Annotated in this window: 17 protein-coding genes; 4 read left to right on the top strand and 13 right to left on the bottom strand. The window is 46.7% G+C overall.

The window, feature by feature from the left end; genetic code table 11:
• Positions 1–12: 12 nt before the first annotated feature.
• From JNN12_10720 to JNN12_10710, 3 genes are all read left to right on the top strand, one after another.
• On the top strand, positions 13–1,308 hold the full coding sequence (locus tag JNN12_10720; protein ID MBL7978802.1) for an adenylosuccinate synthase: 1,296 nt from the start codon (positions 13–15) through the stop codon (positions 1,306–1,308).
• A gap of 81 nt (positions 1,309–1,389) precedes the next feature.
• The gene (locus JNN12_10715) at positions 1,390–2,085 is read left to right on the top strand and encodes a DNA alkylation repair protein (protein ID MBL7978801.1); all 696 of its coding nucleotides are present in this window, start codon (positions 1,390–1,392) and stop codon (positions 2,083–2,085) included.
• Positions 2,082–2,672: a hypothetical protein gene (locus JNN12_10710; GenBank protein MBL7978800.1), complete on the top strand. Its 591-nt coding sequence runs from the start codon at positions 2,082–2,084 to the stop codon at positions 2,670–2,672. Before JNN12_10715 ends, JNN12_10710 begins: the two co-directional genes overlap by 4 nt.
• Before the next feature lie 7 nt (positions 2,673–2,679).
• Here the strand turns inward: JNN12_10710 and JNN12_10705 are convergent, their stop codons facing one another.
• From JNN12_10705 to JNN12_10675, 7 genes are all read right to left on the bottom strand, one after another.
• A complete protein-coding gene (locus JNN12_10705) occupies positions 2,680–4,950 on the bottom strand; it encodes a glutamine--tRNA ligase/YqeY domain fusion protein (GenBank protein ID MBL7978799.1) in 2,271 nt (756 codons plus the stop codon).
• A gap of 127 nt (positions 4,951–5,077) precedes the next feature.
• Positions 5,078–5,551, bottom strand: a complete 474-nt coding sequence (locus tag JNN12_10700; GenBank protein MBL7978798.1) for a hypothetical protein — start codon at positions 5,549–5,551, stop codon at positions 5,078–5,080.
• A 144-nt stretch (positions 5,552–5,695) separates the two neighbouring features.
• Positions 5,696–6,142, bottom strand: a complete 447-nt coding sequence (locus tag JNN12_10695; GenBank protein ID MBL7978797.1) for a 50S ribosomal protein L9 — start codon at positions 6,140–6,142, stop codon at positions 5,696–5,698.
• Between the two features lie 30 nt (positions 6,143–6,172).
• The gene (locus JNN12_10690; protein ID MBL7978796.1) at positions 6,173–6,466 is read right to left on the bottom strand and encodes a 30S ribosomal protein S18; all 294 of its coding nucleotides are present in this window, start codon (positions 6,464–6,466) and stop codon (positions 6,173–6,175) included.
• A 20-nt stretch (positions 6,467–6,486) separates the two neighbouring features.
• Positions 6,487–6,816, bottom strand: a complete 330-nt coding sequence (rpsF, locus tag JNN12_10685) for a 30S ribosomal protein S6 (GenBank protein MBL7978795.1) — start codon at positions 6,814–6,816, stop codon at positions 6,487–6,489.
• A gap of 155 nt (positions 6,817–6,971) precedes the next feature.
• Positions 6,972–7,832, bottom strand: a complete 861-nt coding sequence (locus JNN12_10680; GenBank protein MBL7978794.1) for a dienelactone hydrolase family protein — start codon at positions 7,830–7,832, stop codon at positions 6,972–6,974.
• A gap of 143 nt (positions 7,833–7,975) precedes the next feature.
• A complete protein-coding gene (locus tag JNN12_10675; protein ID MBL7978793.1) occupies positions 7,976–10,555 on the bottom strand; it encodes a hypothetical protein in 2,580 nt (859 codons plus the stop codon).
• Positions 10,556–10,845: 290 nt separating this feature from the next.
• Between JNN12_10675 and JNN12_10670 the strand changes: the two genes are divergently transcribed.
• A complete protein-coding gene (locus JNN12_10670; GenBank protein ID MBL7978792.1) occupies positions 10,846–11,304 on the top strand; it encodes a TonB-dependent receptor plug domain-containing protein in 459 nt (152 codons plus the stop codon).
• Positions 11,305–11,308: 4 nt separating this feature from the next.
• Here the strand turns inward: JNN12_10670 and JNN12_10665 are convergent, their stop codons facing one another.
• The 6 genes from JNN12_10665 to JNN12_10640 are packed head-to-tail and all read right to left on the bottom strand — an operon-like array spanning position 11,309 to position 19,697.
• Positions 11,309–12,745: a hypothetical protein gene (locus tag JNN12_10665; GenBank protein MBL7978791.1), complete on the bottom strand. Its 1,437-nt coding sequence runs from the start codon at positions 12,743–12,745 to the stop codon at positions 11,309–11,311.
• Positions 12,746–12,786: 41 nt separating this feature from the next.
• Entirely contained in the window at positions 12,787–13,656 is an 870-nt protein-coding gene (gene uraD, locus JNN12_10660) for a 2-oxo-4-hydroxy-4-carboxy-5-ureidoimidazoline decarboxylase (protein ID MBL7978790.1), read from the bottom strand.
• Positions 13,657–13,672: 16 nt separating this feature from the next.
• A complete protein-coding gene (locus JNN12_10655) occupies positions 13,673–15,052 on the bottom strand; it encodes a urate hydroxylase PuuD (protein ID MBL7978789.1) in 1,380 nt (459 codons plus the stop codon).
• A gap of 12 nt (positions 15,053–15,064) precedes the next feature.
• On the bottom strand, positions 15,065–16,090 hold the full coding sequence (gene alc, locus JNN12_10650; GenBank protein MBL7978788.1) for an allantoicase: 1,026 nt from the start codon (positions 16,088–16,090) through the stop codon (positions 15,065–15,067).
• Positions 16,060–17,412, bottom strand: a complete 1,353-nt coding sequence (gene allB / locus JNN12_10645) for an allantoinase AllB (GenBank protein MBL7978787.1) — start codon at positions 17,410–17,412, stop codon at positions 16,060–16,062. Before allB ends, alc begins: the two co-directional genes overlap by 31 nt.
• Entirely contained in the window at positions 17,409–19,697 is a 2,289-nt protein-coding gene (locus JNN12_10640) for a molybdopterin-dependent oxidoreductase (GenBank protein MBL7978786.1), read from the bottom strand. Before JNN12_10640 ends, allB begins: the two co-directional genes overlap by 4 nt.
• Position 19,698: the final 1 nt, after the last annotated feature.

The following is a 19,698-nucleotide window of genomic DNA, read 5'->3' as shown; positions in this document are numbered from 1 at the left end:
AATCATGATCATATGCCTGTTTCGGTTGTTATTGGCGCGCAATGGGGCGACGAAGGAAAGGGAAAATTGGTGGACTTGCTCAGTAAAGAGTGTCAAATTGTGGCACGGTATCAGGGCGGCGCAAATGCTGGCCATACCATCATCTGGACCGACGAAAAAACGGGTGTCCAACAAAAATTTGTCCTACATTTGGTACCGAGTGGGATTTTTCAGGAAGGGGTGGCATGTGTAATTGGCAATGGTGTGGTCATAGACCCTGTAGCGGTGATGGAAGAAATTCGGATGATTCGGGATCTCGGATATGAAGTGGATGGGCGCCTCTTCATATCCCACAATGCCCACCTCATCATGCCTTACCATAAAGCGTTAGACCAAGCAAAGGAACGCTCTTCCGGAGGAGCAGCCATTGGAACCACAGGACGAGGGATTGGGCCTGCATATGTGGATAAATTTGCCCGCTCTGGTATTCGGGTGGTGGATTTGTTGAACCGAGATGTCCTTGCGCAAAAGCTAAAAAACGCTATCGAGGAAAAAAATGCCTTACTAAAACACCTATATGGCTCTGAGGGATTAAAGGTCAATCAAATCATCGAGGAGTATGTAGAGTTTGATAAACTCATAGATCCTTTTGTGACAGATACCGCCGAATACCTGAATCTTGCCCTGAAAGAAGGGAAAAATGTATTGGCAGAAGGTGCGCAAGGGGCTTTATTAGACGTGGACTTTGGAACCTACCCTTATGTCACCTCTAGTCATCCTACCGTTGGAGGCTGTTGTACAGGTCTCGGTATTCCACCAACGGCCATCAACCGTATTATTGGGATTGCCAAAGCCTATGCTACTCGTGTGGGAAATGGACCCTTTCCAACTGAATTGGAAAACGAAGTGGGAGAAGAAATACGACGTGTAGGGCATGAATTCGGTGCCACCACTGGGCGTCCACGTAGAACAGGATGGCTGGATTTGGTGGCCTTGAAATATACAGCCATGATAAACGGACTCACAGAGCTGGCCATTACAAAATTAGACGTCCTCTCTGGCTTAGAAACCGTACAAGCGGCAGTCGCTTATCGTTATGATGATAAAGTCTCGTCTCGCTTTCCAAGTGAATTGCAAACATTGGCACGGGTAACGCCCGTCTTTACGGACTATCCGGGATGGAAGGAAGACATTGAGCATATTACCGACTATAACGATTTGCCAGATACAGCCAGAAACTACCTCCAATTTGTAGAATCCTTTGTGGGTGTTCCTATCAGGTTGGTCTCCACAGGGCCTGCGAGAGAACAAACCATTATCCGTTATTGAAAATAATAAACAGAATACGTATCTTGGTTTTAAATTGTTAGCAAATTGTGAAGTGCTTGCCATTATTAGCATCTGTTTAACATGGGAAAAGACGTACCGATTCCTTCGTCTTATTTGTGGCCCCTATCCGAGGCCATGAAAATGTTGGCTCGGCCTGACAATGCAGCGCCTATGGCCCGATACATGCGGGATCAATTTCCGTTTTTGGGACTAAAAAGTCCAGAACGAAAAACGGTTTTACGGGATTTTTTTAAAATGAATGGACTTCCCGCCGACTACCGCGTGGTCGTTCGCGAAATGTGGGATTTACTGCCGCGTGAGTGGCACTATAATGCCATTGAACTGGGAGCAAAATGTAAAAACCAATGGCAGCCCGAAGAATGGCGCTTGTTCGAGTGGTGTATTCTTTCTAAATCTTGGTGGGATACCGTAGATGCAATTTCAACCGAATGGGTAGCGCCATTTTTTGAACGGTATCCCGAACAAAAACAAGCGGTTACAAACCGATGGCTTTCATCCGATAATCTTTGGCTTCGCAGGACAGTTATTATCTTCCAACGTCGTTTAAAGGAAAAAACGGATGTGGCGTTGTTGGCCCGTAGTATTGCCGAAAATGCAACCTCCGAGGTATTCTTCCTCCAAAAAGCAATCGGCTGGGCCTTGCGGTCCTATGCAGCGACGGACCCCACCTTTGTTTCGGAATTTTTGAAAATAAATCCGCTTATGCCTCTGTCCAAACGAGAAGCCTTGAAAGGTATAAACCGACAAACGCCATGAACCAAGAAGGTCCGCGTTTGGAAAAATTAACCCGGCGCCTGATAGACACTCCCGAAGTCATCTTGTACGAACCTGTAATCAAAAACAAGGGTGATTTATCGGTACCAGCCTTGGTGGGTGATTTGTTGCGGTTTATCCAAGGGACACCCGGCGCATACTGGCCAGATTTATCCCCTTTTACGTCCAATTCTGGATTAGACCGAAACCGATTGCGCATGATGGTTTTGGTGACCTATCTCTTACACGATGATTGGTTTCAGGGGAAAACCCATCTTGTGGATCGCACGTTCAAATTGCTTGCCACGGGATTGGATCCGCTCGCAAAACGGATAGAGGTGAATCGGTTTATCGAAGATCCAGACCGACGCGAAGAATTAATCCGGTATTGTTTGGCACAGTTAGATTTAAGACCATCAGGCGAACGGATTAATCAGGCAAAGGACCGCCTTCATGCCTTGGATACCGTAGAAGCGGAGCGGGTACTACAAGCCACAAAAGCCGCCGAGGAAAAGGCCCGGCGGCTTCGTGAAGAAATCAAACGTCGCTTAGAAGAGGAAGAAGCGGCGGCAAAATCCATGCGCGAGTAAAACGTATTTAGGATGCTAACGCCTCGGTTAATATCCGATGGAGTATGGCTGCATGGGCTTTTCCGCCGGAAACCTGCATAACTTTTCCCGTGAAAAAACCCAATAACTGCGTTTTTCCGCTCTTGTATTGTGCCAATTGTTCAGGAAAAGCGGCTAAGGTATCTTGCACAAAGCCAAGAATAACGTCAGGATCGCTAATTTGTTGTAATCCCTGTTCTTCAACTACCAAAGCGGGGTCTTTTCCACTTGCTTGTACCGCCAAGAATACCTGTTTTGCAGTGGTTGCACCGATTATACCGTTTGCGATCAACTGAATCAAGGCGAATAAATGAGCTGGATTCAAGACGAGGGGTTGCCCGTCGTTCAAAATCTTATTGGCCTCATTGGAAACCCATGCAGACACCGAAGTGGCATCTGCGCCCAGATCAACAGTCTGGCTAAATAAGGTTGTCAATTCCAACCTATGGGCGATGATTTCGGCTTGACGCAGGTCTATTCCATATTGTTGTGCCAACTGTTTGGCGGCATCGCTTGCTTCTGCGCGGGTCGTCTTCGTGGTGGCTTTTTTCTCTTTTGGTTTAACAATGGTTTTTTCGGAGGAAGCCTGCTTTTCCCAGCTATCACGCAGCGTGACAATCCGGTTCAAAACCAAATGATCGGGTGTAGAATCTACTGGATCCGGCCAGAAATAACCTTGTCGTTCCAATTGCCAACGGGTTTCGGGAGGATCATAAGCCATTGCCGGTTCCACAAAGCCTTGTAATTGTACAAGGGAATGGGGATTTAGGTTTTGTTTAAAGTCATCCACTCCATCTTCTGGATTTGGGACCGAAAACAGGCGGTCATACAGACGGAATGTTGCGGGAATGCCTGTTGCCATAGAAACCCAGTGGATGGCGGTGGCTTTTTTACCTGTCGTATCCTGTCCAGATTTTGTCGCAGGGTCGTAGGTAGCCCTGATTTCCGAGACGTGTCCATCAGCATCATAGATGACTTCGTCGCAACGAATGATGTAAGCTCCTTTTAATCTAACTTCTCCGCCGGGAACCAAGCGTTTCCAGCCTTTGGGAGGGTTTTCGGCAAAATCTTCCCGCTCAATGTATAATGTTTTTCCAAAGATCAGTTCCCGGACGGAGTCGTCTCCGCCTCCTTTTTCTATGACATCCGGAGGGAAATTCTGAAGTTGGAGTACTTCGGTTTGGTTTTCTGCCCAGTTGGTCAAAACCACTTTTAGGGGTTCTAAGACTGCCATCCTGCGTGGGGCCGAAAAGTTGAGATCATTGCGGATTGCCCACTCTAAAAGCGCAATATCAATACGATTTTCGGTTTTGGCTACCCCAATTTTCTCGGCAAAAGTCCTGATGGAAGCAGGAGTAAAACCACGTCTTCTTAAGGCCGCCAATGTTGGCATCCGTGGATCGTCCCAGCCAGAAACATGTTTCTCCCGCACTAATTGCAATAATTTCCGTTTGGAAACAATTGTATAATCTAGATTCATTCGTGCGAATTCATATTGGTACGGACGGGGGGCTTCCCAGAGATGTTCCATTAGCCAATCGTAGATGGCACGGTTGTTGTCAAATTCTAACGTACAGAACGAGTGAGAAACGTGCTCAATGGCATCAGATAGGGGGTGCGCATAATCATAGAGTGGATAAATACACCACTTATCTCCGGTCCGGTAATGGCTGGCATGTTTGATGCGGTACAGAATGGGATCCCGCATCTTCATATTAGGGCTGCTCATATCACCTTTTGCCCGCAATACATGTGCCCCATCTGGAAATTCTCCGTCCTTCATCCGGATAAACAAATCGTGGTTTTCAGCAATAGATCGGTTGCGGTACGGGCTTTCTACCCCCGCTTCAATTAATGATCCTCGATTTTTGCGGATTTCTTCGTCGGTCTGAGAGTCCACATATGCGACCCCTTTCTGGATCAACGTCAGCGCATATTCATACATCTGATCAAAATAGTCGGATGCAAAATAGAGGTGTGTCCCCCAGTCATACCCCAACCATTGTATCATTTCAATAATTTTCTCTACGTATTCGGTTTCTTCTGTTTCTGGATTGGTATCGTCCATACGCAAGTGACAGCGTCCGTGGAAATCGGCGGCAATGCCAAAGTTTAGTACAATACTTTTGGCGTGGCCGATATGTAGATACCCATTCGGTTCTGGAGGGAAGCGGGTAATGATGGTTGGATACCGTTTTTTTGTGACATCTTCGCCTACGATGTCTCGTAGAAAATCTTTAGATAGCGTGTTTTCGAACATATGATTGATAAAATTAAATCATGAACCCCAACATTTTGGCCGCAAACTAAGACATTTGGGCAAAGAGGCGGAATGCTTTTACAGCAAATTGACCCTTTCAGTAGGTGAAATACCGAAGGATAGCCGTTTAGGTCTGGCTTTCTCCGGTCGAAATATGCTGGGACAGCCTTTTTTGATAAAAAATCTGCACCCACTTTGAAAGTCCCATTAAGAAAATCGTTAAAACGGCCAAAATCCAAAGCCAGAAGACCGTTCTTTCCGACAATGATATTCGGGTGTACCAGCTCATGGCATGGGCTCCGGCGGTACTACCGATTGTAAAAAGAGCAATCAATAGAGCGGCTTTATCCAATAATATTCCAGATGCAGATTCATTTTTAATACGATTTTGTAGAAAACCCACCAAGGATAAAACATAGGAACCCGTGAAGTAGAAAATAAATGCACCGAATAATCCTATCAAATAGGATGGAATGCTTCTGCCAGAGGATTGGAACGCCGTCCAGAGTACAAAAAGGAAACCAAAAAATGCAGCCAATAATACGGTTTTTACGATCATGGACCAATGGCGGCGGTTTGGAGTGTGGGAGTTGGTATTCATGAATGTTTGGGATGTCGTATGCCTAAGTTCGTGTGTTCGACTTGGGGATGCAAGTCTTAACGTAAATCCCATGAAAGCGTCGTCTCAAACAAAAATGGGGTGCTGAAAATTCAGAACCCCATTATGGTATGCTGTTGCCTGCAATTAGGCTTCCGGAACCACTTTTACTTTGAAAGTGCCTTCCACTTCACTGTGTAAACGAACAGTAACGGAATAAACCCCTACATTCCGGATATCTTCGCTCAGTACCAACTTCCGACGGTCCAGTTCCACACCCTTATGTGTCAGGGCTTCTGCGATGGTCGTGGTCGTAATGGTTCCGAAGAGACGGCCTTCTTCGCCCACTTTTGCTGGGATTTCCAGTTCGATGCCCCCAAGCCGTGCTGCAAGTGCTTCTGCATTTTGCTTCACTTTCGACAATTTGAGGGACGCCTGCTTTTTCATTTCCTCGGCATGGCGAATGTTTCCGGGCGAAGCGATTACCGCAAAGCCGTGGGGAATCAGATAATTACGGCCATAACCATCTTTTACCGTTACAATATCCCCGGCCAAGCCCAGTTTATCAATATCTTGTTTTAGAATCAGTTTCATGATCAGGTCTCCTTTTCTGGTCTTGATGGATTAGCTGAGGTTATCGGCAACATAGGGCAAGAGGGCCATTTGGCGGGCGCGTTTTACCGCTTCTACTACCGAACGTTGTTGTTTGGCGGTGACGCCTGTAATCCGGCGAGGGAGTAATTTGCCCTGATCATTGATGAAACGCTGGAGCAATTCCACGTTTTTGTAATCTACAAATTCAATTTCCCCGAGACGGTTTTTGCGTTTTTGACGGGGTTGGGTCACCGGCGTATTGCTATTAAGCGGAGCGAGGCCGGAGTTTGTGCGCGTATTGTTTTTTTCTGTACGGCGTGCCATGATCGTTTGGGTTTTAAGGGTTAAGCCTGGGCCTCTTCTTGGCTGGTGGAAGCAGTTTTTTCGTAGTTACGGGTCATTTTTGCATCAAATTTGAGCACCAGATAACGTAAATGGTTGTCCGAGATTTCCATTAAACGCTTAAGGCGAACAATGATTTCACCCGGTGCCTCGAAGTACACGTTTACATAATACCCATTACGCTTCTTCTGAATCGGATAGGCTAACTTTTGAAGTCCCCAAGTGTCCACCTTTTGAATGGTACCACCGTTTTCGGTTATGAACGCATTGATGCGCTCAATTTCTGATTTTTGCTGCTCGTCCGTCAACACTGGGTTGAGGATGTACAGCATGTCGTACATGTTTAGAGCCATGATGATGTTCCCTATGGATCGGTTTTTAAATGAGCTTACTGAAAAAAATCAGGAAGCAGGGATATTTAGCCTCTAAATATAAGTATTGCTCGGCTTTAAAGTTGGTGAAAATGTGTTGCAGAAATTTATGACCGCTATTGTAGATGCTTTTGAAAGAAGGATTGGGTTTTGCTCCAGGCGTCCTCGGCGGCAACTGGATTATAACGCTGGCCGGAAGGGTTGGCAAATGCATGGTCTGCCTGATCATATACGTTGATGGTTACGTTCTTTTTTAAATCGCGCAGGGTTGCTTCAAATTGCTGAACCGAGGAAAGGGGGATTCCTTTGTCTAATCCGCCAAAATGTCCAAGAATGGGCATTTGTAATGATGCAAGCTCGTCTCGGCTGACTTTGGAGACATCGCCATAATAAATGACTGTGGCATTTAATGCTTGGGGCAGTGCAATTGCGGCTTGAAGGGAGAAAAAACCTCCCATACACCAGCCAATGGATCCAATTTTGGCGGCTTTTTCGTTCTTCAAAAACGTATAACCTGCCTTCAGTATCTTGCGGCTTCCAAGAAAATCGTTCGTTGCGGCCCGCATAAGGGGCATGGCTTCATCGGACTTGGTTGCTACGGTTCCGTTATACATATCCACTGCAAGAACTTTATACCCTAATGCGGCATACTTTTCGGCCATGGCCTTGATGTTGTCATTTAATCCCCACCATTCATGAATCATGATCAGACCGGGCGCATTTGCTTTGGTATCGCTACGCTTTACATAATACCCCTTGAATTCTTGTCCGTCTTCTCTTCCAAACGTGATCATTTTACCCGCATCTTTATGGATGTCATGCGTGGTTGCAGGGGTCGCAGTTGGGTTTTCGTGCTGATGCTCGGCATGCATCCGGTCGGTATAATCCTTGTCGGATTTGGGTGGGGTGCATGCAGCCCAAACGCCGAGGAATAGGAGACAAAGGAGAGGGGTGACGGGTGTAGGTAAGGTTTTCATGTTAATGAATGATTAAGTGGAGAAAGGATATGGTGAAACATGCTGCAAAATTTCGATCGGTTGTTTGCTGATGTTGATACATTCGGTTTCACTGGCAACTGGATGGATACGTTCCAAACTTGAAGCTACCGAAGTGGCCCTACTCAAAAAGCCAAGACTTCGTCTAAGAAAATCCAGGCATTGGTCCCGGCGAAGAGGAAAGAAGGGCCAATAATCTTAGGGCTTTTAATGGTAAACCGTAGCTGGTGTGCCATTCGTTTTGTGCCTTTGACCGCTAATTCCTGATAATGTGCAGGTCCATGTTTAGAACCTGTTATATTTTCGGTAGCGCCAAGGGGTTCAAACCGACGTCCATCGGAAGAAGTGTCCACCTGAAGGGCCAATGGTGCATGAATACCATCTGAAACACTCACCAAATAGTGAATTTTAGCAGTTGATATAGATGTTGGCTTATCTAATTTCAGGGTAAAAACCACATCTTTCCCGTCAAATCCTAACCATCCTTTGTCTTTAAAATCCAATGGTGCAAATTGTCCGTCGGTTAAGGTTTTAGGGCCTCTTCCTGCATATTTGGGGCTATTGGGCGTATCTAACTGTAGTTCTCCAAAGGTTGCTTGGCTTAAAGGGATTTCAACAGGGATCGTCTGTATGCGTTGGCCGTTTTTAAATAAGCCCACCTGATACGTTACATTTTGGCGGGTGGTAATAGGCCCTTTATAAGGCCGGAAGTCGTTGTCTTTAGGGGAGGCAAGGGTTGTTACTCTTACCGAAACATCTGGTAAGTTGGCCGTTATGCGCAACGCTGCGGATTTATCGGGTAGCATAGCTACATCAAAAGAAGGCTCTTGTACCACTGTTACATCGTCTAACCAGATTGTACCCTCACCGATGGTTTCAAAACCTAATTGCATTTCGGCAATGGATTTATCTACCGGAACCCAAAACGAAAAGGCTTTCCAAGTGGAGTCAAGCGCGATGGTTTGTTTCCATGCCAAGTCTTCGATCATGACCTGTAACTTTGCCGGCTTTTGGGAGGTGGTTCCTTTTGCATAAAACTGAATTAAATACGACTGATTTTGTTGAACCATCATGCGAAAGAACGTCAGTTTTTGCGAAAGTTGATCGTCCGGATTTCGTAATCGAAGGGCATAACGTCCCGTATGTGATGTCTCGGCGGTTAGGAACAAGGTGGTTCCATTATATGCTGGTCGTTTACTGGTACTTAGGTACAGACCATACGGTGCGGCAGGGCTGAAAAAAGATTCAAAACCCGGATTGACAAACAGGTTTTTGGTTTGTGTTGGGGGGGTGGTAAAATCAATGCGGTAAGCTTTCGTTCCATAGCCCATGATCACATCTTGTATTTGACCATCTACTACTGGAATGCTTCTATTTTCAAACAACACTTGAACGGCTGTGGCGTTACGAGTGGATGGAACCTTAAATTGGAGTTGGGCAGGTTGATTTTGGGTATTGGCCAAAAGAACCAATAGTGATTCACCATCATCAAATACTTTTCCGGAAACCGTTGGCACATTGGTTTCAATTGCTATCCGTTGTTTGGTGGAAAACAGCCAAGGATATAACATGGCCGTTTCATGTGCAACGGCAACCGCTCCATTCCAAGTGACCCTCGACTGGGGGCGAATGTTGGGATATTGCCGGATGAAATACTGAACGCCCATTGCATTTTCAATCAATCCCAAGTAGGTCATTACCCGAATCTCGTCTGCGGTAGGTTCTCGGAGCCAGAACTCACCGCCTCCAAACGCCTGAGGAACCAACCAGAGTGGTTTTTTGAACCGAAAGTATTCATTCAGAGGGCGCATATATGCTCGAACGGCATCTACATCGCCAGGAATGGGATAAGGATCGGTCATGGCGATATCGTGAGATGACGCAAAAAGTGATGCTTTCTCCGGAATCACAAATACTACCGTAACCGGATGGTAGGGATCCACTTCCCGAATAATTTGGTAGGCTTTTTCCAATAAGGCTGGTGGCCGGCTCTGCCCATCGGGTTCATCGTTCATATACCATGACAATAAGGCGGGATGGTCGCGAAAGGTTTCTACCTCTTTGCGAAGTATTGTCCAACGCCGTGCTTCCTCTTCGGGCGATATGCTCAGGTCAGGACGATTGTGCCCACCCCCAACCAATCCATTTACGCCATAATTAACTTTCATGCCCAGCCTGGCACATTCATCCATATAAGCCTTTCGCTCGGCTAGGGTTTCATCGTCGTTGGTTTGATAAACCCCAATCAGGTTCATCGCATTATACACTTCTTGTTGGGCAATATCCCCAACCGGCGAAGAGGCATAAAATCCAAACGGAAAAAACGGTAACTGGTTTACCAATAGCCCACCCGTAATTCGGTCAATTTTTACCTCGTTTGGCTTGGGTTCTAATCGGGTTATCTCAATACTTTGTGTGATTCGCTGCCCATTTTTAAGCAGTACCTGAATGTTAAGTGGTGTTGTCCCCAATGGCAAGGTGCCCAAACGCCATTCAAACTCTTGATACTCCAAGGTCTGTGCAATACGGGTTAAAACTTGGTTCTCTACATAAACTTGCTCAACCAACTCGATGTCGGGGCCAAAAACCAAAATAGCGGCTTTGGTTTCGTGGGTGTAATAACTATACCGGCTGACGGCCTCAATTTTTTGTGCCTGAACTGTAAAGATGGACGTAAATAGGATTAAAAAGAAGGTTTTTTTCATGATTTAAAAGGGTTTGGGATGTCAGGCGTGGAAGCAGGTAAGATATCACCAGAATATAAGGTGTGTTGCTCTATATACGCCTCAATAACCAATATAAGCCAAAGCGTATCCCAAAAGAGGTGAGAAGTAGGGCTTAGAAACCTCTTTATGGTGCCATGGGGGAAGAGGTACTGTAATTTTTTTGCTTATGAACGCGCCTCAATGGAAAAGCATTAGACCACCACTTCTTTGAACCTTTTATAAAGAGGTGCGTTAAAAAATAAATACTTCTTTACCAAATGGAGTCATCCATGAAAAATCGTAAACACACCTTATTATGGGCGCTTTTGCCTTTGCTTTGGCTCCCCTTTGCCGGATGTAAAAGCACGGGCAAAGCCACTGAAGAAAACCGTGACAGAAGCCGCGACACCATGAATATTTCCACGGTGTCGGGACAGGAAGTCTATGATCGTCCTGTAGCGAACGTGGTTGAAATGCTCCGAGGACGCGTACCAGGCGTACAGGTTATCCCAACTGCGGGCGGGTATCAAATCCGGATACGGGGCGTCAACTCAATTCAGGGAGACAACGAGCCTTTGTTTGTTTTAGACGGCGTCCCGCTTATCAAAGAAGCCAATGGTGCTTTTCTGCTGATGGTCAATCCATATGATGTAGAAGACATTCGGGTATTAAAAGGCCCTGATGCCATGGCCCTTTATGGTTTTCGTGGCAATAATGGGGTAATCGAAATCAAAACCCGTCGGCAGTAAGTTTTTAGAGTTGTTGTGCTCTTCTGCTTTCCAAAATGGCCTTAAAAGACCTGCCACGAATTTCGTCGAGGGTGAGACCTGTTTCCAAAACGTCCTCCTCGGTAATGGCGCCGCTGTTTAGTGCCCGTAAGAAATAGTTAAGCAAGCCTTGACCGGTTGCGGCATCGTCAAAAACATCGCCGATCAGGGTGGCACGTGCGGCTTTTTCCACAAACGTTTTAAGACGGGCAACGGCATCTTCATAACTTTCCAGAAAGAAAGCAAAAACAGCGGCATAGCGCATAGGCAACTGAGCAGGATTTAGGTCCCAGCCTTGATAAAAGCCATTCCAGAGGGAATGCCGGATATGGTTGTAGCCTTTTCGCCAGGCACGGTGTACCACGGTTCGGTTTTCAAGTAGCTGGGCCTCGGTAAGGTGTTCGCCTCGATGTGGGCCAATGGGCATGGTATTGGTCGCACCATCGGATAACCAAATACCGGAGTGGGCCAAGGCTACTTTCGTCATATGATGGGCAAAATCGCATACAGGGTGATCCATTTCTTGGTATCTGGCGGTGATACTACACGAAGCAGTGTAATCATATGTTCCAAAATGGGTTGCGATGCAACGTCCTTTGCTGGCACGAATAAAGCGGAACAATGGGTTGATGCCTACGTCATCCATAATAGATTGTGTGGTTTCTACCATAATCTCCATTTTAAGGGATTGGGGAGGCAGGCCCAAGGCCGTTTCTAGCCATTCAAAAAAGCGGACGAGGGTACTGACCTGTTCCGGAATGGTTACTTTTGGGAGCATAACCACAAAATTCTCCGGCAAGATGCCATTGGTTTCTTGTACCAGCGTGGTCAGGAATAAGTCTAAGGTGCGTAATCCGCGTTCTTTCATCTCTTCAGTAAAGGGTTTAATCCGAATACCGATAAAAGACGAAAGGGTATTTTCCTTCATACCTTGTGCCATTTCTTTTGCCGTAAAAATGGCGGTTTCGTCCTCTTCTGCATTAGAACGGTTGCCATAACCGTCCTCAAAGTCTACCCGAAAGTCCTCTATGGCCTCAATTTGTAGTTTTTGGTGTACTTTCTGGTAAATCTCTAAGGCCAACCCAGCGGGGTGTGCCCGCCGCTCTTTTGCGGAGAGGGTGATGAGGTAGGCCTCCAATTCCAGAGCCGACTCGTTTTCGGAAACCTGTTCAATGCCATCCAAGCCAAAGACGCGACCAAAAGTCAAAAAATCAGGCGCATAAGCATGTAGGGTTTCTAAAGCCCGCTTGCCCAACGCCGGGATGGAGTTGCGACGGAATAAATTTGCACCACCATAGACCGTGTGTACGGGTTGGCGGTCCGGACGGTCACCGGGATATTTTTGCTGAAAGGCCAGATTGGCGGATCTGAGCTCACTAAAAACTTGTTCTTTCTGATCGGGAGTTATAGTCAATAATGACATATTTTTTAAGGGGTTATGGCATTGAATGAGGAAGGATGTCTTTAACTGCCGCGATACGTAGCGTAACCAAAGGGATTGAGTAGCAAGGGAACGTGGTAATGACTGGCATCCCAAATATTAAATTGTATTTCTACTTCGGGGTAAAAGGTTACTAGGTTGCGTGTGGTAAAATAGTGCCCGGTATCAAATACCAAGCGATAGGTTTTGGGGGGTAAAAGGTAGTTAGGAGGCAATAAATCTGTAACCCTGCCATCATGATTGGTTATGCCAAAGGCAAAGGTATGCCAATGTCCTCTTGCATTGCGTTCTTGAAGACGTATAGCGATATCTTTTCCAGTTTCGCCCAACGAAGTATCCAAAACATGTGTGGTGAGTTGGCTCACTTTTAGCACGGACCAATCTGCGGCGTGAAGCCATTTTTGCAACCGGATGAGGGTTATTTTGTGTTGTTCACCCATTGCTATGCGGACTTCCTCGGTGGTTTCGTGCGTCAGCCGTTCGTTTAAGCGCATCAACATCTCATCGGCACGTTTTCCCGTTGCGCAAACAATAAAAATAAAGCCATTGGCTTGTTCATAAGTATTATTTGCTTGAGTCAAAGCATGTAAAATATCGGTATCGGCCTCTAAAACGCCGGACTGCTCGACGCCTGCAAGATGGCGGGTGGCCGCAAATCTTTTCTGAAGCGAAGCTAAATCACCAATTTTGGGATGGTGTGCAAAAGAGGCACGCCAATCGGTTTCCGTACATTCTTTATACCACAAGCGTGTCGCGGTCTCTATCAGGTGTTTGGTAGAGGAGAATGGGCGCGCCGTTGTCATGCCTTCGGCCCAAGAAGTGGAACCACAACAAGCGAAAAAGCCATTGTGTGCATCTGTGATAGGTAATTGATTTAGGTTATCTAAATTCATTTAAAATAATAGTTTATTAAGGTTTAGCGCCTTGCTCAATCCAGCACTTCATGGCCTCTCGTTCTGCTTGTGTCATTTTGGTCTTGTTGAGCAAAGGCATAGATTCCGTTAGTACAACCCGTTGTAAGATTTTATCTTTTGCATGGATAATCTGCGCTGGTGTTTCAAACCGTACACCATTTGGGGCAACCTTAAAAATGTCATCGGTGGGGTTGGATGCATGACATGTCTGACATCTTGTTTGTATAATACTATGTATTTCTTCGTATTTAATTGGGCGACAAGCAGCAGCATTGGGTATTGATTTGGGACCTGTGATAAAGGCGATGCCGAGCAAAATCAATATGGAGGCGGGTAAAATCCATACATTATATGCATGACGCTCCAAGACATTTAGGTAATGTTTAATGCCTGCCAGTGCCACCGAAAGGGCGAAAAGGATAAGCCAGGCATGTTCGTGCCCGAATGTTGTTGGAAAGTGGTTACTGATCATTACAAACAACACAGGCAAGGTAAAATAGTTGTTGTGCAAGGAACGTAAGCCGGCTTTTTTCCCCAGTTGTGGGTCGGGGGCTTCCCCCTTTTTTGCGGCGGCAACCAATGCCTTTTGAGAAGGAATGATCACGAAAAAAACATTCGCCGCCATGATGGTTCCCAAAAACGCCCCAAAATGGATGAAGGCAGCCCTTGGACTAAAGACATGGGTATAAAAAAAGGCAAACCCAATGGCTACGACCAAAAAAACAAGGCCAAAAAATAGGCTGTTTTGAACGAGGGACGTTCGACAAAGTCCGTCATAGAGTAGCCAACCTGCCAACAACGAGATGATACCAATGGTGATGGCCGTAAAAGGGTGTAAATCCATGATTTGTGGGTCTATCAACATAGACTTGGCGTTGAAGTAATACACCACGAACAAGAGACAAAAACCCGATAACCACGTAAAATAGGCTTCATACTTGAACCAATGGAGTTTTTTAGGGATCTCGGCAGGGGCTATTTTGTATTTCTCTAAATAATAAAACCCACCACCGTGGACGGCCCAAAGATTTCCTGCCAACTCCTCACGAATGCCTTCTGTGCGGTTAAGTGCATTTTCTAAAAAGACAAAATAAAACGAAGCACCAATCCATGCGATACCAAAGGTAAAGTGCATGAGCCGTATCACCAAGTTCATCCATTCAAACAGATGGGCTTCCCATGGTGTACCCAATATAAGGCGGTATCCCAAAAACAAGACCACTGCCAGCAACAGCAAAAGAGCACCATAAATCCAGCCTTTTTGCCGCTCGTCGGGCTGCTTGGCATCATCAGCCTTCTTCCGTAAGTGGAATGTAACCGTTATGCCAAAAAGACCCAAAAAGGCCAGAGCCGCAAAAATGAACGCAAATAACATGTGTTTAGCCTGTTAAACTATGTGGCCAAATAGACGTAGGCGGCTGACGCCTCCATCGGGATAAATCGAAAAGCGGACGTGAGAGACGGCAGGCAAGTCTTTCGATAGATCTACCCAATGCTCATGATCGGCATGCAACTTGAGCGGAGGCATGAGGGCTTGCCATTCCACTTTTCCTGCCAAGACGTGCTCGTCGTCTGAAGCCATGCAGCCCTCCAGCGTGCAAAAATCGGGGTAATTGCCTTTAAAATGCGCTGTATCTACCAGTACTTGGCGCAACAACCCTGTATGCCCTAACCGGAGTATGACCCAATCGTGGTGATTGGGCGTTCGGCTGCGTTTGGTTTCCCAGCCATCACCCATATTAAGGCCCCGTTGTGGGAGAATCAAATTCCGCATGTCACTAAAATACATGTCGTTACAGGCAAGGGCATGTCCACCGTTTAAGGCTGCAGCCAAGTCTATTGATTCGTCCTTAGAAACAGAAGACCAGTCTTTTTGTACCTCTCCGTACACCCGAAACCGCGCAACCCCGCCATCTGGATAAATATGCAGCCGGACGTGATTAACGGGTGTTGCTTTGTGGCAAATATAGTAGTTGTGGCTACCGGGGTCGAGCGGGACACGGGGCAATAAAACTTCCCAGCGCAACGCGGAGTCATCCCAATTTGTAACGGTTTGTCTATGTTCCAATACGATGCCTTCTACGGAGGCAAAAGGAGGATGATTGCCCGTAAAATGGTTGGTATCTATGTCGAAGCCTGCTACAATTCCGGTAGCAGCCAAACGAATGACAGCATAATCGTGGCCGGGTGTGCGCCGCCGCCGAGATTCCCAGCCATCCATCCACTTGCCACGATCGGTATATTTGTCTGGAATAAATTCGCCGCGACCCGGTTTGATCAGGTTTTCTTTTTCGGCAAAGAACTCGTCGGTTGCATACAAAACCTCACCACCCATGGCTTCGGCGGCTAAATAGGTGAGTTTGGTGAAACTGGGCGCTTCTTTTATGGTTTCTTTGATGGTTTGAGAATACATGTTCCTGTTTTGATAGGGTTTTGGCGGTGAATAAGGATATTTTCGCCTGCTACATAGGTGGCAATGACTTTTCCAGCCATAGACTTCCCAACGTAGGGCGATATTTTATGACGGTATTGTAGGTCTTCTGGCTTCAGCGTAAACGGGATTTCGGGTTGCCAGACCACCAGATCGGCATCTGAACCCACTTGGATGATTCCTTTTTGTGGGAAAAGAGCTAAAAACTTGGCAGGATTTTCGGTTAGCAGCGGGATAAATGTTTCGATGGTGAGCAATCCTTTGAGTGCCGTCCAACTAGCAGAAAGCAGAGATTGTAACCCAGCAATACCTCCCCAAGCCGTTTTAAAATTACCACTTTCCAAGGATTTTATTTCTGGCGGTGCGGGGGAATGATCGGAGGTAATAAAATCTAAAATCCCTTGCTTGAGCGCTTTTTTTAATTGATGATTATTGGCCTCGGTTCTAATGGGCGGCGCACATTTGTATATGGGCTGTCTGTCTGGAACTTCTTCCGCAGCGAAGAATAAATAATGGGCGCAGGTTTCTGCTGTGAGGGGCAAGCCTTCATGACGTGCTTGTTCAATTAAACCAAGCGCTTGTGCAGAAGAAACATGTACAATATGGGTCTTGCAGTGGTGTTTCTTGCATAAATCAATCACGGCTTCGATGGCCCTGACTTCCCACGAGGGGGGACGGCTATTCAGGTAGTGTTGGTACCGCAATGGGTCGGAATAATCCGAGAACCCACCTGTACCGTCTGGTATTTCGCAATGTACCAACAACGGAATTTCGGCTTTGGCTAGAAGTGGCATGGCCTTGTCGAGGTCTTCTAACGCCGCATTGGGGAATTCGTCTATGCCCGAATGAACCAAAAATGCTTTGATCCCCAAGACACCCGCTGCGATCAAGTCCGGAAGTTGGTGGAAGTTACCCGGTATCAATCCGCCATAAAACCCACAATGAACATTGATTTTGCCTGATGCAGCTTGCAACTTGGCGTTGAGTGCTTTGGTATGGGTAGTAACGGGGCTGGCATTCAGCGGCATGTCTATCAAAGACGTAGTACCACCATAGGCGGCAGCCAGCGTGCCCGTTTTAAATCCTTCCCATGTTGCCCGACCCGGTTCGTTGAGGTGTACATGAGCATCAATTACGCCGGGCATCAATACCGCTTCGCCATAGTCCTGAATTGCTTCGTTCCGAAGGATTTTACGCGCTTTTCGGATTTCTGTTATTTTACCTTGTTCAATAAAAATAATGGCTTCCTCTAACCGACCGTTAATAAAACAACGACGGCTATATAGTCCGTTTCGTTTTTTCATGGCATTGAGGACGAATAAAGGGCAAGGAGTACTTTTTCGGGTGTCATGGGCGCGGCATAGGCCAAATGTGCGTCAGGGTTAAAAGCCGTTATGGCATTTGTGAGTGCGAAATAAGCCCCAATGCCGTACATGAGCGGCGGTTCTCCTACTGCTTTGGATTTGAATAAGGCGAGTTCTGGGCCTGCTTCCTCCAAAAAATGCACCACTATTTCGTGGGGAACCGCATAAATGTCTGGAATTTTATACGTAGAAAGCGCATTGGCGCGTAATTTCCCTTCTTGGTCATACACCACTTCTTCCATGGTCATCCAGCCCATGCCCTGAACCAGTCCACCTTCCACCTGTCCAATATCTACCACAGGGTTCATGCTGTTTCCGCCATCATGGATTATTTTTACCGCATCAAAACCATAAGTTCCACGGATACAATCCACTTCTGCAAGCGTAATCGCGGTACCATACACGTGGTAAGCAAAAGGATGGCCTTTTTCGCGGGTTTTGTCAAAATGTATTTCAGGGGTGGCGTAGTGTCCTTTGGCGCTTAGGTTGATTCGCTTGGCATGACACGTCTGGATTAACTGCTCCCATGACCATTCGGAAAGCGTTTGATTAATCCAAATTTGATCATTATGAATAGATACTTCATTGCTTCCTGTTACTTCCGCCAAGACCGTCAAAAGCCGAGATTGGATTTGTTGACAGGCATCTAAAACTGCCTTACCGTTCAAATCGGCGGTAGCACTGGCCGCAGAGGGCGAGGTATTGGCCACCCTACCTGTATTGGTGGTTTCTAATCGAATACGTTTTGTATGGATTCCCAAGGTTTTGGCCGCAACTTGTACCATTTTGGCATTCACACCTTGCCCCATTTCTATGGCCCCTGTGCTCACACTCACGCTCCCATCGGAATACACATGTACCAAGGCCCGTGCTTGGTTCATCATGGTATTGGTAAAGGAAATGCCAAAACAAATGGGCATTATTGCAAGCCCTTTTTTGCGATAAGGATGTGTGGCATTAAAGTTCGTCACCGCCTCCAGCATCTGATCAAGGTTAAATTCCTGCCGTGCCTTACGCCATGTTTCAATGGCTTTTGTACCTGAAAGGACTTGGCCATAAGACATTTCGTATCCATCCTGCACCAGATTTTTTTCTTGAATCTCGAAGGCTGGAACGCCCAGTTCGGTTGCGGCATGATGTATGGCTGCTTCAATGACAAACATGCCTTGGGGGCCGCCAAATCCGCGAAAAGCCGTATTCGGGGGCAAGTGGGTCTTGCACGAGTGGGCCGTTGCGGATACATGGGGAATGGCATAACTATTGGTGGCATGAAACAGTGTTCGCTCTAAAATGGCGGGTGACAGATCTGCCGCTGCGCCCCCATTTTGGTAGTATGTGGCTTCATAGGCCAGTATACGTAGATCTTTATCTAATCCAATTTTATAATCACTGGAATAAGGATGGCGCTTGCCCGTCATACGTAGGTCTTGCATCCGATGAGGAACTAATTTGGCCGCTTTTCCGGTCTTCCAAGCGGCCAATGCCGCAAGTGCGCCCCAAAGCGATGCCTGGTCTTCTTTTCCGCCAAACCCTCCGCCCAATCGGGTAACATCCACTTCGATCCGGTTCATGGGTAAGCCCAAAACCCGTGCAATGGTGCGCTGAACCGCCGTTGGGCCTTGTGTCGAAGCGTGAACTTTGATGCCGCCGGATTCAGTTGGATAGGCATAAGCACCTTGCGTTTCCAAATACAAGTGCTCCTGACCACCACTTTCGGCAATGCCGGAAAAAACATAGGCACATTTTTCAAAGGCAGCATGAGGATCGCCCATCTTAAAAGTACGCGAAGGGGAAAGCAAGTGACCTGTTGCATAAGCTTCCCGAGGATCTGTAATGACAGGCAACGGGGCTATCTCCAGTACAATAGCCTTTTTTGCTGCTTCTGCTGCCTCTGCTGTTTCTGCAACAATCAATAAAACAGGTTGCCCCTGGAAATGCACCTCGCTTTCGGCAAATAGGGGCTCGTCGGGGAAAATTCCCCCAATTTGGTTCTCGCCAGGAATGTCTTTTGCGGTCAGAATAGCTACTACATCAGGGAGTGCCGCCGCTATTTGGGTCTCTAAACGGGTAATTTTGCCATGTGCAATTGGTGCGTCCAAAACCAAAAGATGCAACGTCTCTTGCATCACGGGCAAGTCGTCTAAATACAAAGAACGCCCTGTAACGTGGCCTATCGCATCCGGATTGCCGAAGGAAGGGAGAGGGACGGATGGTGTTTGCTTCATA

This window comes from Bacteroidetes Order II. bacterium (assembly GCA_016788705.1).
Lineage (GTDB): Bacteria > Bacteroidota > Rhodothermia > Rhodothermales > UBA2364 > UBA2364.
Note: the sequence above shows the minus strand (reverse complement) of the source record. Positions and strands in the feature narration are given on the sequence as shown.

What these genes read in the sequence shown, in the direction of transcription:
- rpsF (MBL7978795.1), bottom strand. Translation starts at nt 6,816, where the DNA reads ATGCTGTACATCCTCAACCCAGTGTTGACGGACGAGCAGCAAAAATCA.
- allB (MBL7978787.1), bottom strand. Translation starts at nt 17,412, where the DNA reads ATGAAAAAACGAAACGGACTATATAGCCGTCGTTGTTTTATTAACGGT.
- alc (MBL7978788.1), bottom strand. Translation starts at nt 16,090, where the DNA reads ATGTATTCTCAAACCATCAAAGAAACCATAAAAGAAGCGCCCAGTTTC.
- JNN12_10670 (MBL7978792.1), top strand. Translation starts at nt 10,846, where the DNA reads ATGAAAAATCGTAAACACACCTTATTATGGGCGCTTTTGCCTTTGCTT.
- JNN12_10710 (MBL7978800.1), top strand. Translation starts at nt 2,082, where the DNA reads ATGAACCAAGAAGGTCCGCGTTTGGAAAAATTAACCCGGCGCCTGATA.
- JNN12_10705 (MBL7978799.1), bottom strand. Translation starts at nt 4,950, where the DNA reads ATGTTCGAAAACACGCTATCTAAAGATTTTCTACGAGACATCGTAGGC.
- JNN12_10695 (MBL7978797.1), bottom strand. Translation starts at nt 6,142, where the DNA reads ATGAAACTGATTCTAAAACAAGATATTGATAAACTGGGCTTGGCCGGG.
- JNN12_10700 (MBL7978798.1), bottom strand. Translation starts at nt 5,551, where the DNA reads ATGAATACCAACTCCCACACTCCAAACCGCCGCCATTGGTCCATGATC.
- uraD (MBL7978790.1), bottom strand. Translation starts at nt 13,656, where the DNA reads ATGAATTTAGATAACCTAAATCAATTACCTATCACAGATGCACACAAT.
- JNN12_10655 (MBL7978789.1), bottom strand. Translation starts at nt 15,052, where the DNA reads ATGTTATTTGCGTTCATTTTTGCGGCTCTGGCCTTTTTGGGTCTTTTT.
- JNN12_10640 (MBL7978786.1), bottom strand. Translation starts at nt 19,697, where the DNA reads ATGAAGCAAACACCATCCGTCCCTCTCCCTTCCTTCGGCAATCCGGAT.
- JNN12_10675 (MBL7978793.1), bottom strand. Translation starts at nt 10,555, where the DNA reads ATGAAAAAAACCTTCTTTTTAATCCTATTTACGTCCATCTTTACAGTT.
- JNN12_10690 (MBL7978796.1), bottom strand. Translation starts at nt 6,466, where the DNA reads ATGGCACGCCGTACAGAAAAAAACAATACGCGCACAAACTCCGGCCTC.
- JNN12_10680 (MBL7978794.1), bottom strand. Translation starts at nt 7,832, where the DNA reads ATGAAAACCTTACCTACACCCGTCACCCCTCTCCTTTGTCTCCTATTC.
- JNN12_10715 (MBL7978801.1), top strand. Translation starts at nt 1,390, where the DNA reads ATGGGAAAAGACGTACCGATTCCTTCGTCTTATTTGTGGCCCCTATCC.
- JNN12_10665 (MBL7978791.1), bottom strand. Translation starts at nt 12,745, where the DNA reads ATGTCATTATTGACTATAACTCCCGATCAGAAAGAACAAGTTTTTAGT.
- JNN12_10720 (MBL7978802.1), top strand. Translation starts at nt 13, where the DNA reads ATGCCTGTTTCGGTTGTTATTGGCGCGCAATGGGGCGACGAAGGAAAG.